Genomic DNA, 14,519 nt, shown 5'->3' with positions numbered 1-14,519 from the left:
TTGCGCTTGTCGGCGGGCGTTTCAAGGACCTCACCGCGCGCGATCAAAGATCGGACCAATTCCGCAAAAAAACACCGCGGATAACAAAAAAGGCCTGGAGCAGCGCTTCCAGGCCTTTTTCATCTTCCCCGTGTCCGCCGGACCACCGCCATCAGCGGCCAGTCCGGCAAGGGGGATCCGTTCGGAACATCACTGCCGGTGGTAAACCTCGGCGCCTTTCTTCACGAACTCGATCGACTTCTCCTGCATGCCTTTCTGCAGGGCGTCTTTTTCGCTCACGCCCTGCGACGCCGCGTAATCGCGCACATCCTGGGTGATCTTCATGCTGCAGAAGTGCGGCCCGCACATCGAGCAGAAGTGCGCCACCTTCATCGAGTCCTTCGGCAGCGTCTCGTCGTGGAACTCCTTGGCCGTGTCCGGATCCAGGCCCAGGTTGAACTGGTCGTCCCAACGGAACTCGAAGCGCGCCTTGGACAGCGCGTTGTCGCGGATCGCCGCGCCCGGATGGCCCTTGGCCAGGTCCGCCGCATGCGCCGCGATCTTGTACGTGATGATGCCGTCCTTCACGTCCTTCTTGTTCGGCAGCCCCAGGTGTTCCTTGGGCGTCACGTAACAGAGCATCGCCGTGCCGTACCAGCCGATCAGCGCCGCGCCGATGCCCGAGGTGATGTGGTCGTAGCCCGGCGCGATGTCGGTCGTCAGGGGGCCCAGCGTGTAGAACGGCGCCTCGTGGCAGTGTTCCAGCTGCAGCTCCATGTTTTCCTTGATCATCTGCATCGGCACGTGGCCGGGGCCTTCGATCATCACCTGCACGTCGTGCTTCCAGGCGACCTGCGTCAGCTCGCCCAGCGTCTTCAGTTCCGCGAACTGGGCTTCGTCGTTGGCGTCGTAGCCCGAGCCCGGGCGCAGGCCGTCGCCCAGCGAGAAGCTGACGTCGTAGGCCTTCATGATTTCGCAGATTTCCTCGAAGCGCTCGTACAGGAAGCTTTCCTTGTGGTGCGCCAGACACCACTTGGCCATGATCGAGCCGCCGCGCGAAACGATGCCCGTCATGCGGTCCGCCGTCATCGGAATGAACGGCAGGCGCACGCCGGCGTGGATCGTGAAGTAATCCACGCCCTGTTCGGCCTGCTCGATCAGCGTGTCGCGGAAGATCTCCCAGGTCAGTTCCTCGGCCTTGCCGTCCACCTTCTCCAGCGCCTGGTAGATCGGCACCGTGCCGATCGGCACCGGCGAATTGCGGATGATCCATTCACGCGTTTCGTGGATGTGCTTACCCGTCGACAGGTCCATGACCGTGTCGCCGCCCCAGCGGATCGCCCAGGTCATCTTCTCGACTTCCTCGCCGATGCCCGAACTGACGGCCGAGTTGCCGATGTTGGCGTTGATCTTGACCAGGAAATTGCGGCCGATCGCCATCGGCTCGACTTCCGGGTGGTTGATGTTGGCGGGAATGATGGCGCGGCCGCGCGCGATCTCGTCGCGCACGAATTCCGGCGTGATGGCGGCGGGGATGGCGGCGCCGAACGACTGGCCCGGGTGCTGGCGCAGCAGGCGCTTGACCATCTTCTCGCCGTCCGGACCGCTGTCGCGCAGCGTCTGCAGGTAGTGCTCGCGGCGCAGGCTTTCGCGGATCGCCACGTATTCCATCTCGGGCGTGATGATGCCGCGGCGCGCGTAGTGCATCTGCGAGACGTTGGCGCCGGCCACCGCGCGGCGCGGCGGGCGTTGCAGGTCGAAGCGCATGGCCGTCAGCTTGGGATCGGTCAGGCGCTGCTTGCCGTACTCGCTGGTCGGACCCGACAGCACTTCGGTGTCGCCGCGCTCGTCGATCCAGGCGCGGCGCACTTCCGGCAGGCCGCGGCGGATGTCGATCTTGACGTCGGGGTCGGTGTAGGGGCCGCTGCAATCGTAGACGGTCAGCGGCGGGTTCTTTTCGCCACCGAACATGGTGGGCGTGTCGTCCTGCTCGATCTCGCGGAACGGGACGCGGATGTCGGGACGGGAGCCGACCTCGTAGACCCGGCGGGATTTGGGCAACGGGGCGACCGCGGCCGCGTCGACTTCGGCGGTGGCGGCCAGGAATTTGGGATTGGCGTTCATGGAAAGCTCCAAGCGAATGGTTTGGAGCCGATCGGGAATGGACTCCCGCCATGCGGGCATGGCGGGAATACGGCTCCCAGCATCGGCATTATCCGTACTGGTACGAAGGGACTCTCTCAACACGTCGGGCCGTTCTGGCGCGACGAGTACCCCTGCGCGAAAGCGAAGTATAGAGCCTGCCCGGCCGGCAGGCGAATAGCGGCCATGCTGCGCCGCCGCAGTGGGGCGGCGCACGCTGGTAGTACCGGTTTACATTTGGAATCAGTCTGCGGAGACAGTGCCATACAGGTTCTGTACACTTTTTCACGTCAGCCGGCGGTCCGCCCACCGGCCCCAGTCCACTCAAGAAGGAAACGAGCATGCAACTGACCCTACGCAAACTGGCGCCCGCCCTGGTTGTCATGACCCTTGCGCTTGCGGGTTGCAAGACCGCCCCGACCAAATCCGGCGCCGCCGCCACGCCCGATGCGGCCGGACAGCAGCAATCGTCCACGCAACCGGCCACCGCCGCGGTGGTCGAGTTCTACGTCGCCCAGACCCAATCGGGCCCCGGCCTGGTCGAGGTGAACCTGCCCGACGGCAAGATCTACATGCAGCAGCAGCCGGTGCTGACCCGCGCCGACCTGACCGAGGCGGCCGCCCTGGTCGATCGCCAGGGCGCCAACTTCGTCGGCCTGCGCTTCTCCGACGCCGGCGCGCGCAAGCTCAATGACGTCAGCAGCAAGAACGTCGGCAACATGCTGGCGCTGGTGATCGACCGTGAACTGATCGCGGCGCCGCGCATCGGCGAACCCCTGAACCGTGGCGTGCTGGCTTTCGGCGTGCCGTCGGCCCAGGCCGCTTCCGACATCGCCGCCAAGATCCGTGGCGAAAGCGCCCCGGCCGCGGGCGGCGCCGCCCCGGCCACCGCACCGGCTCCCGCCAAGCCCTGAGCGGCGATTCACGGCCATGAAAAAAGCCCGGCATCGCCGGGCTTTTTTCATCCTGCCATCACAATCGCGGCGGCCATCCTCAACTCTTGCGGCCGCGCGGTTTGATGCCGCGGCGCGCTTGGGAGGCTTCGATAAAGGTCTGGTTCAGCGCTTCGAGCACCAACCGGTCGTCCGCCGTCAGCGTGTCGAACTGCGCCGGCGCAATATTGGGGAAGGGCCACGGCGCCAGGGGACGCCCGCGGCGGGCAATGGCGCGCGGCAACGGCTCGGACACGCCGGTCGCCGGCAATGTGTCGCTCAGGTCATAGCCTTCCATGGGCAATTCCATGGGGCCCTTGCCCGTCTCCAGCCATTCGAGTTCCACCTTCAATACCTGCGCCAGTTTGCGCAGTGAACGGCTCGAATGCCTCAGCCCGCTCTCATAACTGCCGATCGCGCTTTGCGACAGTCGGGCCATGCGAGCGAGGGCTTTCTGCGTGTGGCCACGCAAAAGACGGGCGTGCTTCAGTCGGTCTGAAAAAGTTTTCACGCGTCGATTGAAGCTTGCACTGTAGGCACTTTGGTAGATATAAATATTACTTAGGTGATAAGTTCGGAGAGGCAGCACATGCAGGAAAGAGGTTACGTCCTCGTCGTGCAACTTGGTGGAATGGCGTGCAACAAGTTTGTGCACACCTTGCGTCAACTTCAGTGGGAGGTCGGCCTGTGCCGGTCCCCAGACAGCCTGTTGGCACGGCTGCGCAGCGAACCGGCCGACATCGTCGTGTTGCGCGGCACGAGCGACAATCTGTCGCAACTGATTGCCGAACTGCGTCGGGCCGCATCTGGTAGCGCAGTCGTGTGGCAATCCCCCGAAGATTCCCCCACGGCCCGCATCGCGGCGCTCGACGCCGGCGCCCATGCCTGCGTGCCGTTGCAGGCGAACATCGCGGAATGGGATGCGGTGCTGCGCAACCTGATCCGTTGCCGGCGCGCCGAGACCGACACATTGCCGCGCTGGCGTGTCGATGGCCGCGGCCGGATGCTGGCCGGCCCCGCGGGCGAACGATTGCCGCTGACCAACACTGAACGCGCCTTCTTTGTCAGCCTGCTGAACGCCCCGCATCAGTGCCTGCCCCGCGAAGGCTTCTTCCCCGAAGCCACACGCGACCCCATGGACGGCGCGCGGCGCGTGGATGTGCTGGTGTCGCGCCTGCGCAGCAAGGCCCGCCGGCTCAACATCGACCTGCCGGTGCTGGCGGTGCGCGGGTGGGGATACATGTTGATGCCGCAAGGCGTGCCGGCGCCCCACGACTAGGACACGGTCCCGCGCGTGCTCCAACACCATGCCACGGAAATTCCTACTAATGTGATATTCGAATTACATAGGTAGGGGAGCGTCGCGCCGGTACAGGCGCGCATGCGATTGCGCCAACGGGCGGCGGATGCCGCCTTGTTCGGGAAGAGGGAGGGGCGCCGCCCGCGCGCTGTCAGAGCACGACCAGGTTGTCGCGGTGCATCAGCTCGGGGTCGGTCATGGTGCCCAGGATGCGGGCGATCTGCGATGACGGCTGGCGCAGGATGCGGCGGGTGTCCACCGAGGAATAGTTGATCAGGCCGCGGGCGCATTCGCGGCCCTGGCTGTCGACGCAGGCGACCACGTCGCCGCGGCCGAATTCGCCTTCTACATCGACCACGCCGATCGGCAGCAGGCTCTTGCCTTCACGCAGCAGGGCCTGCACGGCACCGTCATCGAGCACCACGCGGCCGCGCAGCCGCAGGTGGTCGGCCAGCCACTGCTTGCGCGCCGACCACACCGGCAGCACGGCGCGCAGTTCGCTGCCGATGCATTCGCCTTGCGCCAGGCGCGTCAGCACGTTGCGTTCGCGGCCGGAGGCGATCACGGTGTGCGCGCCGCTGTGCGCGGCGCGCTTGGCCGCCAGAACCTTGGTCAGCATGCCGCCGGTGCCGATGCCGCTGCCGGCGCCGCCAGCCATGGCTTCCAGTGCCGGATCGCCGGCCTGGACGTGCGCCATGAATTTGGCGTCGGGATTCTTGCGGGGGTCGGAGTCGTACAGGCCGCGCTGGTCGGTCAGGATGATCAGCGTGTCGGCTTCGATCAGGTTGGTGACCAGTGCACCCAGCGTGTCGTTGTCGCCCAGCCGGATCTCGTCGGTGACCACCGTGTCGTTTTCATTCACGATCGGCACGACGCCCAGGCGCAGCAGCGCGAACAGCGTGCTGCGCGCGTTCAGGTAGCGGTGGCGGTCGGCCAGGTCTTCGTGGGTCAGCAGGATCTGCGCGGTGCGCAGGCCGTATTCGGCGAAGGCTGCCTCGTAGGCCTGGCACAGGCCCATCTGGCCCACCGCCGCCGCGGCCTGGAGTTCGTGCATCACCGACGGGCGCTTGCGCCAGCCCAGGCGGGCCATGCCTTCGGCGATGGCGCCGCTGGAGACCAGCACGACCTGCTTGCCCTGCTTGTGCAGCGCGGCGATCTGGGCCGCCCAGTGTGCCACGGCGGCGCGATCCAGGCCTCGGCCTTCATTGGTGACCAGCGATGAGCCGACCTTGGCGACGAGGCGCTGGGCATTGGCGACGACGGAAACGGCGGGTGATTCGGCAGACATGATGGCGGCGGGCTGCGGCGCGAAAAAAGGCGTAATCGAACGAGATTGCGATTATGGCTTATTCGTCGCCGCGCGGCGCGGCCGGCTTGTTGTCGGCGTCGCTGCGGGTGTCGTCGAAACGCGGATCTTCGGCCACGTAGGTGCCGTCGGCCTGGTCCTGCGCCAGTTGTTCCTTTTCGCGTTCGGCGTCAAGGTAGTCCTGCAGCGCGTAGATCAGGTCCTGGGTGCCGTCGCCGGACAGGCCGGAGATGCCGAACACCGGGCCCTTCCAGTCGTACAGCTCGATGAAGCGGCGCTTGGTGTCCTCGGGATCGGCCACCATGTCCAGTTTGTTCAGCACCAGCCAGCGCGGCTTGGCGGCCAGCTCGGGATCGTAGCGGCGCAGTTCCTCGACGATGGCGCGAGCATCGACCACGGCCTGCTCCACCGGATCGGCGTCGGGATCGGGCGTGGACACGTCCACCAGGTGCAGCAGCACGCGGGTGCGCGCCAAGTGGCGCAGGAACAGGTGGCCCAGGCCGGCGCCTTCGGAGGCGCCTTCGATCAGGCCGGGGATGTCGGCCACGACGAAGCTGCGCGACGGCGAGGTGCGCACCACGCCCAGGTTCGGGTGCAGCGTCGTGAACGGGTAGTCGGCGATCTTCGGCTTGGCGTTCGAGATGCGGGTGATCAGCGTGGACTTGCCGGCGTTGGGCAGGCCCAGCAAGCCGACGTCGGCCAGCACCTTCAGTTCCATGCGCAGGTAGCGGTGTTCGCCTTCCTTGCCGGGCGTCCACTGGCGCGGGGCGCGGTTGACGCTGGACTTGAAATGCATGTTGCCCATGCCGCCCTGGCCGCCGGCGGCCAGCACGACCTTCTGGTCGTGGCGGTTCAGGTCGAACAGGACTTCGCCGGTCTCGGCGTCATGGATGATGGTGCCGACGGGCACGCGCAGCGTGATGTCCGGGGCGGCGGCGCCGTACTGGTCCGAGCCGCGGCCGTTTTCGCCGTTCTTGGCGCGGTGCAGGCGCGCGTAGCGGAAGTCGATCAGCGTGTTGATGTTGCGATCAGCCACGGCAAAGATGCTGCCGCCGCGTCCGCCGTCGCCGCCGTCCGGGCCGCCCTTGGGAATGAATTTCTCGCGGCGAAAGCTCGCCACGCCATTGCCGCCTTTGCCGGCGACGACTTCGATGGTGGCTTCGTCTACGAATTTCATGATGTCTGCGCGTGTATGAGATAGGGAGTCGCCGCAGCGCGGCGAGGGCCGCCACGCATTTGCGGTGGCCCGAAGGAAAAAAAGCCCTGCCGCGTGCGACAGGGCTTTGCCGTTCTGGCTGGCGGCGGATCGCTGAGGCGACCGCGCCGCGTGCCGGACCGTGCTGCGTCGAGGATTACTCGGCGGCGACGATCGAAACGGTTTGCTTGTTCAACGCGCCCTTGAAGCCGAATTGAACCTTGCCGTCGACCAGCGCGAACAGGGTGTGGTCCTTGCCCATGCCGACGTTCACGCCAGCGTGGAAACGGGTACCGCGCTGACGCACGATGATCGAACCAGCGGGAATCAGTTCACCGCCGAAAGCCTTGACGCCCAGACGCTTCGATTCTGAGTCGCGTCCGTTTCGCGTAGAGCCGCCGCCCTTTTTCTGTGCCATGTTTAGCTCCTGCTAATGTGGTGCCGAGTCGCGTCTTAGGCCGTGATGGCTTCGATGCGGATTTCGGTGTAGTTCTGACGGTGGCCCTGACGCTTCTGATAGTGCTTGCGACGGCGCATCTTGAAGATCTTGACCTTGTCGTGGCGGCCTTGCGCAAGAACCGTTGCCTTGATCACGGCGCCGGCGACGAGGGGCGTACCAACTTTCAGTTGGTCGCCTTCGCCCACGGACAGCACTTGATCCAGGGTGATTTCTTGCCCAATGTCAGCCGGTATCTGTTCTACCTTGAGTTTTTCGCCAATGGCAACACGGTACTGCTTGCCACCGGTTTTTACGACCGCGTACATGGGGTATTCCTTAAATAGGTAAATGGGTTCATTCGCTTGCCGGCCCTGCTGGGCCGGCAGTGCTTGCCTGGGGTTGCCAAGATTGGGGTTGCCAATATGGGGTTGCCAATATGGGGTTACCAAGACCAAGCGCGCGTAATTCACCGACGTAATTCGGCCATCTCTGACCGAATCCGGGATATTAGCCCGCGGCTGGGGAAAAGTCAAAAAGCGCTTGCAGGCTAAGGGCTTAGGTGTGGCCGGGGCGCCGCGTCGGGGTGGCGCGCAACCGAAAAAACGGGGGCGGGGCGGTTCGGATGGGATGGCGGAGGGGGATTCCGCGCCCCGGGCAGGGGCGTCGCTACGTCCGGCTCCGGTTCCTGGCAGCCCGTATAATCGCTGGTCGAATCCCCCGCCATCCCGGCGGCCCAGCGGTAAGAGCTGTTACATATAGCTCGTTTCACTCTCCGGATACGTCTTGAATCTCCCCGCGCTCATTGCTCCCATAGTTGACGATATGAAAGCCGTCGATGCGGTTATCCGCGAGCGGCTGAATTCCGATGTGGTGCTCATCCGTACGATCGGCGACTACATCATTGGCGCGGGCGGCAAGCGCATGCGCCCGGCGATGGTGCTGATGGTGGCGCGCGCGCTGGGGTATCAAGGGACGCACCACCAGTTGCTGGCCGCCGTGGTGGAGTTCATCCATACCGCGACGCTGCTGCATGACGACGTGGTCGACGAGTCCGACCTGCGCCGCGGGCGCGAAACCGCCAACGCGGTGTTCGGCAACGCGGCCAGCGTGCTGGTGGGCGACTATCTGTATTCGCGCTCGTTCGAGATGATGGTCGAGGCCGACTCGATGCGCATCATGAGCATCCTGTCCGAAGCCACCACGGTCATCGCCGAGGGCGAGGTGCTGCAGTTGCTGAACGTGCACGATCCGGACGTCTCGCAGGAGCGCTACCTGCAGGTCGTGCGCTACAAGACCGCCAAGCTGTTCGAGGCCGCCGCCCAGGTCGGCGCGGTGCTGGCGGGCGCCACGCCCGAGCAGGAAGCCGCGGCCGCCGCCTATGGCCGCCACGTGGGCACGGCCTTCCAGTTGGTCGACGACGTGCTGGACTACAGCGGAGACGCCGCCGCGCTGGGCAAGAACGTGGGCGACGATCTGCGCGAGGGCAAGCCCACGCTGCCGCTGATCCGCGTAATGGAAGTGGGAACGCCGCAGCAGCAGCAATTGATCCGCGACGCCATCAAGACGGGCGACGCCGACTTTGCCGCCGTGGCCGCCGCCATCCAGGCGACGGACGCGTTGGAACACGCCCGCCAGGCCGCCGTGGCCGAGGCGGATCGGGCCCGCGAAGCACTTTCTGCATATCCCGTTTCCCCTTTTCTAAATTCTCTGTTAGAATTCTGCGCTTTCGCGGTGAATCGAGATCGCTAGCTGAAAACAGCACTGCAAGCGCTGCTTTGAGCAAGGTTGGAATTCACGAGGCGGGAAGGGCAAAACCTTCAAGCCGAAGCGAAAAGATGATTTGGTTGCACTGAGCGCAACGAAGTCAGCAGCTGTAGGGTGTGGGAGATGTATAAGCCCATGCCCAGACTCGGGGCGTAGCTCAGCCTGGTAGAGTACTGCGTTCGGGACGCAGGAGTCGGAGGTTCGAATCCTCTCGCCCCGACCACTTATCTGTGGTCGAATTCTTGAAGGTGTTTCCCGACGCCTTTGGCTGAAAGCCGGTACCGCGCAAGCGTTGCCGGCTTTTTTGCGTGGGCACGCCGTTTGCTGGCGTGGCGCCCATGAACTCGTTTTCTCTCGCAGACGGCCCGCTCGTGGTCGCTTATCCTCGCCGCGCCCGGGCGTCCGAGCACGAAGTGGCGTCGCATGACGCCCTGGCGGCGCGCCTGGCCGCGCTGTTGGGCGGGCGCCATGTTCGCGATTACCGGCCCAGTCGCCATCGCGGCGGCCCGGTTCCGTATTACGTGCCCGACCGCAGCATCGCCGGCGCGGCGCGCGCGGCCATCCTGGGCATCGCGGGCATCGCCGACCTCTATGGTGGCGTCGTGCCGCATGCCTTCGTCGCCACCAAATCCATCAGCCATGGCCTGGCGCGGCCGGATGCACCGGCGCCAGCGGGTTGGGTCGCCTCGCTGGCGGATGCATTGGGTGACGCGGTGCTTGCCGGCTACACGGCGTTCCGCCCGGAAGACGCGCTGGCCGGTGGCCTGCGGCTGTTGCAACGCGGGCCGGTGCGGTTGAAACCTGCCGATGCGACCGCCGGGCGCGGGCAGGAGGTCGCCTCGGATGCCGATGCGCTGCGGCAGGCCTTGGAGCGCCAATGCGCGCGGACGATGGGACGGCTTGGCCTGGTGATCGAGGAAGACCTGGACGAAGTCGAAACGTGCAGCGTGGGCTGGTCCAAGGTGGGAAAAATGGAGATCGCCTATGTCGGCACGCAGTCGCTGACGCCCGACAATACGGGCTGCCTCGTGTACGGCGGCTCGGAACTGCGCGTGGCGCGGGGCGGCTTCGATGCCTTGCGCAGGCTGGATCTCGCCGACCGTGAACGCCGCGCGATCGATCTGGCGTGCCAGTATGACGCGGCGGTATCGGCCGCCTATCCCGCGCTGATTGCTTCGCGGCGCAATTACGATGTGGCGTTTGGTCTCGGCGCCGATGGCCGGCCGCGCGCGGGCGTGCTGGAACAATCGTGGCGCGCGGGCGGCGCCAGCATCGCGGAACTGGCCGCCATGCAGGCCTTTGCGCTCTCGCCCGCGTTGCGCGAAGTGCGCGCCGCGACCCGCGAGCGCTATGGCGCCGACGAACCGGCTCCAATCACGCAACGCCTGGTGTTCCACGGCCACGACGCGGCGGTGGGACCCATCAGCAAGTCGGGCGGCATCCTGGAGGCGGCCGATGGCGGCGCATAGCAGTCCGCTCGCGCTCGACGTGGATGGCGTGTCGCTGGACGCCACGTTCCTTACCCCGGAAGACAAGGTGCCGGGGGTGCTGTTCATTCATGGCTGGGGCGGCAGCCAGCAGTTCGACCTGTCGCGCGCCAAGGGCATTGCCGCGCTGGGTTGCGTCTGCCTCACCTTCGATTTGCGCGGACACGCCGCCACGCAGGCGCGGCAACGCGAGGTGACGCGCGAGGACAATCTGCGCGACGTGGTGGCGGCCTATGACCGGCTGGCGCAGCATCCGTCGCTGGACTCCGGTTCGATCGCCGTGGTGGGCAGCAGCTACGGCGGTTACCTGGCGGCGCTTTTGAGTACGCTGCGTCCGGTGCGCTGGCTGGCGCTGCATGTGCCTGCCCTGTATCGTGACGACGAATGGCTGGTGCCCAAGAACCAGCTCGATCGCGAGACCCTGCGCGCCTATCGCAGCGTCTACGTCGCGCCGGAAGAGAACCGCGCGTTGAAGGCGTGCACGGCGTTCGCCGGCGACGTGCTGTTGGTCGAGGCGGAACACGACAGCTATATCCCGCATTCGACCATCATGAGCTATCGCTCCGCGTTTCGCCGATCGCACTCGTTGACGCACCGGATCATCGACGGCGCCGACCACGCGCTGACGGAAAAACCGGCGCAACGCGCCTATACCTCGATACTGGTGAACTGGGTGACCGAAATGGTCATGGGCGCCCGCATGGGCGAGGGGCGGGCGCGCTACTGAGCGGCCGCGGTCGGGCTGGCGCGTTGCGCGCAAGGCCGGCAACGATGCCGGCCCTGGCGCTTTCCGCCGCGCGGGTCAACCCGGGTAGAGATCGGTGCGGCGATGCTCCCAGGCCGGCAGGCCGGCGCGCAGCGTGGCCACGCGCTGCGGGTCGAGGTCGGTCAGGATGTAGCCGGTGCGGTCCGGCATGCAGGCCAGCACCGTGCCCCAGGGGTCGATGATCATGCTGCGGCCGAGGCAGGGCAGGCCCGGGCCGTCGCCGCCGATCTGGGCGGCGGCGATCACGTAGCACTGGTTCTCGATGGCGCGGGCGCGCAGCAGGGTTTCCCAATGATCGCGCCCGGTGTGCAGGTTGAAGGCCGCGGGCACCGCCAGCACGTTGGCGCCGCGTGCGCGCAGCGCGCGGTAGAGTTCGGCGAAGCGCAGGTCGTAGCAGATGCTCAGGCCCAGCGTCAGGCCCGCCGCCTCGATGGTCCGCAGGTGCGCGCCGGGCGCGAAGTCGGCGGATTCGCGGTAGGGGATGCCGTCGACCACCGCGTCGTACAGGTGGACCTTGCGGTAGGAGGCGGCGATGCTGCCGTCCGGGGCGAAGGTGACGCCGGTGTTGCCGAGCCGGTCCTGGTCCGCCAGGCGTTCATGCATCGAGCCCAGGTGGATCCAGCAAGCGTGGCGTTGCGCCAGCGCGGCGATGCGCGCCGTGACCGCGCCGGGGATCGGACTGGCGGCGGCGCGCAGCGTTGGTGTGTCGCCGCGCACATCGCTGTACTCGGGCGTGACGATCAGTTTCGCGCCGTCGTTGGCCGCGGCCGTTATCCAATGTTCCAGCGCCGCCAGGTTGGCATCGCGGTCACGGCGGCTATCGAGCTGGATGGCTGCCACTCTGATGGACATGCGGGCTCCTTGTCAGTGTGTGTGCGCCTGGGCTTTCAGGCCGAGCGCGACCGCGCGCGCGATCTGCCCCAGCAGGGCGGCGCCTTCGCCGCCCTGGAGCGTCTGCGCGGTCTGCCAGTCGGTGAAGCCGTCGGCCAGCACCGCCAGCACCACGCTGCGGTCCGCCACGGTGAGGATGCCGGCGTCATGGCGCAGGCCTGGCAGCTGGCCGGCCTTGCTGGCCAGATGCGCTGGCGCCGGCAGCGCGGCGCCGAAGTGGGCGCGCTCGCGCTGGTCGGCCAGCAGGTCGAGCGCGAAGGTCCGCAAGGGCGGCGGCAGCATGCCGTCGCGCAGCATCCAGCAGAGCGCGGCGGTGGCATCGTCGGCGCTGGTGAAGTTGTCGCGGCCGGCTTCGCGCGCGGCGGTGTCCATCATGCGGCGTTGCAGGCGGCTTGCCGCCAGTCCGGCGCGCTGGCTCCATTGGTTGATCGCGTCAAAGCCCAACAGATCGATCAGCGCGTTGGTGGCGACGTTGTCGCTGAGCACGATCATCAACCGCGCCAGTTCGGCCAGCGACAGGCTGGCGACGCTGGGCAGTTGGGCCAGGATGCCGGTGCCGCCGGCGCGGTCGCCGCAAGCGGGCAGGGCCAGCGGCTGTTCGAGCGCGTAGCGGCCGTTGGCCATCGCTTCGAGCAGCGCCAGCAGGATGGGCACCTTGATGATGCTGGCCGATGGCTGCACGCGGTCGGCGTGGTGCGCCAGCACGATGTTGCCGTCCAGGTCGCGCAGGCTCAGCGAGACCCGCGCGGGCGTGGCGGCCAGCAAGGGCGCCAGCGCCGCGTCGACGTGCTGGCGCAAGGCGTTGCGGTCCAGCGGTTGCGATCCCAAGGGGAACATGGTCGATCTCCTCAGACCAGGAAGAAGAACAGGGACGAGAACAGGCAGAGGTTCACCAGGATCACCGCCCAGCCGTTGTAGAGCATGTATTTGAGCTCGCCCGAGCGCGCCAGGCCCATCTGGCCGAACATGTCCGAGGTGGGGAACGGACCAAACCAGTCGATCTGCGAACTGCCCAGGATAACCGCCGTGGTGGCCGCAGGGCCGACGCCGGCGGCCGCCAGCAGGGGGCCGAAGATCTTGGCGGTGAAGGTCATCTGCGCCACCGCCGCGCCGGGGATGTGGCCGATCACGTTGAACCACAGCACGATGACGCACAGCATGGCGCCGCTGATGCCGGCCAGGTGCGGCTTCGCCAGTTCCAGCACGGCGTGGTAGGCGTTGAGCTGGTCCACCAGCACCAGCACCGGGTTGAACAGCCAGAACAGGAAGAAGATCCAGATCAGCTTTCCGGTGCCCGCATACATCGCTTGCAGGATCGCGCGCGGGCCCATGCCGCCGGCCAGGCCGGTGGTGGCCGCCAGCGACACCATGACGATGATGGCGAAGGCGTAGCCGGCCTTGGCGAGCACGCCGGCGACCGCCAGGATGATGATGGTCAGGCAGAACGCCCACGCCGCGCGCAGGGCCGTGGGGGACGGCGCGGCGTCCAGGTCGAGGGTGGCCATGCTGGCGCCGGCTTCCTCGTATTGATGAGTCGCCTCGGTCATCTTCTGGATGCGGCCCGACATGAACCAGCCGGCCAGCAGCGTCGCCACGGCCATCGGTATGCCCGCCACCAGCAGGTACTGCGGATAGCTCAAGCCGGTCAGGCCGGTCACGGTGACCACGTTGGGCGTGAAGGGCCCCAGCACCAGTCCGGCCGAACCGGCGGTCTGGAACAGCGCGGCCACCGCGGGCGGCGACAGGCGCACCGCCGCCGCGATGGGGATCACCACCGCCGCGATGATGGCGTTGCCGCCGGCCAGGGTGCCCAGCGCGCCGCAGATCAGGGTCGAGGTCACCATGATGCCCAGGCGCACGCGCACCTGGTTCGACAGGCCGATGCGGCGCACGATGGCGCGCACCATCTGTTCCGCGGCGCCGGTGCGCGAGGCGACTTCGCCCACGCCGGCACCGAGCACGATGATCAGGCCGACCACCGCGATGAACGACCCCAGCGATTCGGCCAGCAGCTTGCTCATGGCGATGGGCGTGGTGCCCGTCATGATGGCGCCGAGCACGATGGCGGCGATGGTGGACAGCACGATGTCCACGCCCAGCAGCGCGATGATGGCGAACACCAGCACGGGCGTCAGGCCCCACAGGCTGGTCTGGCCTGGCAGGGCGTAGTGGGTGTAGAGCGCGATGGCCAGCCCGACCAGGAATACCGCGATGGCGGCATTGCGCCGGCGTGGGTGCAACGAGCCGCCGGCGGGCGGGCGTGGCGCCGCCGCCGTTTGTGCCAATGAGGTCATGTCTTCTCCGTCCCTATCCAATCC

Annotated in this window: 14 protein-coding genes and 1 tRNA gene; 6 read left to right on the top strand and 9 right to left on the bottom strand. The window is 66.8% G+C overall.

Annotation, left to right across the window (positions count from 1 at the left end; genetic code table 11):
- Positions 1 to 189: 189 nt before the first annotated feature.
- Positions 190 to 2,103: a phosphomethylpyrimidine synthase ThiC gene (gene thiC, locus ACUTAG_RS12570; protein WP_006389952.1), complete on the bottom strand. Its 1,914-nt coding sequence runs from the start codon at positions 2,101 to 2,103 to the stop codon at positions 190 to 192.
- Positions 2,104 to 2,462: 359 nt separating this feature from the next.
- Here thiC and ACUTAG_RS12565 point away from each other — a divergent pair, with 359 nt between their 5' ends.
- Complete coding sequence (locus tag ACUTAG_RS12565; protein ID WP_006389953.1) at positions 2,463 to 3,035, top strand: SecDF P1 head subdomain-containing protein; 573 nt, start codon at positions 2,463 to 2,465, stop codon at positions 3,033 to 3,035.
- Positions 3,036 to 3,114: 79 nt separating this feature from the next.
- On the opposite strand, the gene ACUTAG_RS12560 is transcribed toward ACUTAG_RS12565, so the two are convergent.
- The gene (locus ACUTAG_RS12560) at positions 3,115 to 3,564 is read right to left on the bottom strand and encodes a helix-turn-helix domain-containing protein (RefSeq protein ID WP_076472060.1); all 450 of its coding nucleotides are present in this window, start codon (positions 3,562 to 3,564) and stop codon (positions 3,115 to 3,117) included.
- Positions 3,565 to 3,642: 78 nt separating this feature from the next.
- On the opposite strand from ACUTAG_RS12560, the gene ACUTAG_RS12555 reads away from it, so the two are divergent.
- On the top strand, positions 3,643 to 4,332 hold the full coding sequence (locus ACUTAG_RS12555; protein WP_035184254.1) for a response regulator transcription factor: 690 nt from the start codon (positions 3,643 to 3,645) through the stop codon (positions 4,330 to 4,332).
- A 172-nt stretch (positions 4,333 to 4,504) separates the two neighbouring features.
- Here ACUTAG_RS12555 and proB read toward each other — a convergent pair whose 3' ends face one another.
- From proB to rplU, 4 genes are all read right to left on the bottom strand, one after another.
- The gene (proB, locus tag ACUTAG_RS12550) at positions 4,505 to 5,641 is read right to left on the bottom strand and encodes a glutamate 5-kinase (protein ID WP_148317381.1); all 1,137 of its coding nucleotides are present in this window, start codon (positions 5,639 to 5,641) and stop codon (positions 4,505 to 4,507) included.
- Positions 5,642 to 5,699: 58 nt separating this feature from the next.
- Positions 5,700 to 6,836, bottom strand: a complete 1,137-nt coding sequence (gene obgE, locus ACUTAG_RS12545) for a GTPase ObgE (protein WP_020926019.1) — start codon at positions 6,834 to 6,836, stop codon at positions 5,700 to 5,702.
- Positions 6,837 to 7,011: 175 nt separating this feature from the next.
- On the bottom strand, positions 7,012 to 7,272 hold the full coding sequence (gene rpmA / locus ACUTAG_RS12540; protein ID WP_006389959.1) for a 50S ribosomal protein L27: 261 nt from the start codon (positions 7,270 to 7,272) through the stop codon (positions 7,012 to 7,014).
- Positions 7,273 to 7,307: 35 nt separating this feature from the next.
- Positions 7,308 to 7,619 (bottom strand): 50S ribosomal protein L21, encoded by a 312-nt coding sequence (rplU, locus tag ACUTAG_RS12535; RefSeq protein WP_006389960.1) that lies wholly within the window; start codon positions 7,617 to 7,619, stop codon positions 7,308 to 7,310.
- A gap of 457 nt (positions 7,620 to 8,076) precedes the next feature.
- Here rplU and ispB point away from each other — a divergent pair, with 457 nt between their 5' ends.
- The 4 genes from ispB (at position 8,077) to ACUTAG_RS12515 (ending at position 11,271) form a co-directional block, all read left to right on the top strand.
- Positions 8,077 to 9,042 (top strand): octaprenyl diphosphate synthase, encoded by a 966-nt coding sequence (gene ispB, locus ACUTAG_RS12530; protein ID WP_006389961.1) that lies wholly within the window; start codon positions 8,077 to 8,079, stop codon positions 9,040 to 9,042.
- A 161-nt stretch (positions 9,043 to 9,203) separates the two neighbouring features.
- Positions 9,204 to 9,280, top strand: a tRNA-Pro gene (locus ACUTAG_RS12525).
- A gap of 115 nt (positions 9,281 to 9,395) precedes the next feature.
- Entirely contained in the window at positions 9,396 to 10,526 is a 1,131-nt protein-coding gene (locus ACUTAG_RS12520) for a DUF3182 family protein (RefSeq protein WP_172965867.1), read from the top strand.
- Positions 10,513 to 11,271: an alpha/beta hydrolase family protein gene (locus tag ACUTAG_RS12515; RefSeq protein ID WP_006389963.1), complete on the top strand. Its 759-nt coding sequence runs from the start codon at positions 10,513 to 10,515 to the stop codon at positions 11,269 to 11,271. Before ACUTAG_RS12520 ends, ACUTAG_RS12515 begins: the two co-directional genes overlap by 14 nt.
- Before the next feature lie 75 nt (positions 11,272 to 11,346).
- Here ACUTAG_RS12515 and ACUTAG_RS12510 read toward each other — a convergent pair whose 3' ends face one another.
- The 3 genes from ACUTAG_RS12510 to ACUTAG_RS12500 are packed head-to-tail and all read right to left on the bottom strand — an operon-like array spanning position 11,347 to position 14,495.
- The gene (locus ACUTAG_RS12510; RefSeq protein ID WP_148317379.1) at positions 11,347 to 12,162 is read right to left on the bottom strand and encodes a carbon-nitrogen hydrolase family protein; all 816 of its coding nucleotides are present in this window, start codon (positions 12,160 to 12,162) and stop codon (positions 11,347 to 11,349) included.
- Between the two features lie 12 nt (positions 12,163 to 12,174).
- Positions 12,175 to 13,038 (bottom strand): serine hydrolase, encoded by an 864-nt coding sequence (locus tag ACUTAG_RS12505; RefSeq protein WP_148317377.1) that lies wholly within the window; start codon positions 13,036 to 13,038, stop codon positions 12,175 to 12,177.
- A gap of 11 nt (positions 13,039 to 13,049) precedes the next feature.
- Complete coding sequence (locus ACUTAG_RS12500; RefSeq protein ID WP_148317375.1) at positions 13,050 to 14,495, bottom strand: gluconate:proton symporter; 1,446 nt, start codon at positions 14,493 to 14,495, stop codon at positions 13,050 to 13,052.
- Positions 14,496 to 14,519 lie beyond the last annotated feature (24 nt).

Source organism: Achromobacter sp. CSND-B12 (assembly GCF_052906545.1).
The sequence above is the reverse complement of the archived record's forward strand: the minus strand, read 5'-3'. Positions and strand labels throughout refer to the sequence as shown.

Coding starts and splice junctions, on each gene's coding strand:
- thiC (WP_006389952.1), bottom strand. CDS start 2,103: ATGAACGCCAATCCCAAATTCCTGGCCGCCACCGCCGAAGTCGACGCG.
- ACUTAG_RS12565 (WP_006389953.1), top strand. CDS start 2,463: ATGCAACTGACCCTACGCAAACTGGCGCCCGCCCTGGTTGTCATGACC.
- ACUTAG_RS12555 (WP_035184254.1), top strand. CDS start 3,643: ATGCAGGAAAGAGGTTACGTCCTCGTCGTGCAACTTGGTGGAATGGCG.
- proB (WP_148317381.1), bottom strand. CDS start 5,641: ATGTCTGCCGAATCACCCGCCGTTTCCGTCGTCGCCAATGCCCAGCGC.
- obgE (WP_020926019.1), bottom strand. CDS start 6,836: ATGAAATTCGTAGACGAAGCCACCATCGAAGTCGTCGCCGGCAAAGGC.
- rpmA (WP_006389959.1), bottom strand. CDS start 7,272: ATGGCACAGAAAAAGGGCGGCGGCTCTACGCGAAACGGACGCGACTCA.
- rplU (WP_006389960.1), bottom strand. CDS start 7,619: ATGTACGCGGTCGTAAAAACCGGTGGCAAGCAGTACCGTGTTGCCATT.
- ACUTAG_RS12520 (WP_172965867.1), top strand. CDS start 9,396: ATGAACTCGTTTTCTCTCGCAGACGGCCCGCTCGTGGTCGCTTATCCT.
- ACUTAG_RS12515 (WP_006389963.1), top strand. CDS start 10,513: ATGGCGGCGCATAGCAGTCCGCTCGCGCTCGACGTGGATGGCGTGTCG.
- ACUTAG_RS12510 (WP_148317379.1), bottom strand. CDS start 12,162: ATGTCCATCAGAGTGGCAGCCATCCAGCTCGATAGCCGCCGTGACCGC.
- ACUTAG_RS12505 (WP_148317377.1), bottom strand. CDS start 13,038: ATGTTCCCCTTGGGATCGCAACCGCTGGACCGCAACGCCTTGCGCCAG.
- ACUTAG_RS12500 (WP_148317375.1), bottom strand. CDS start 14,495: ATGACCTCATTGGCACAAACGGCGGCGGCGCCACGCCCGCCCGCCGGC.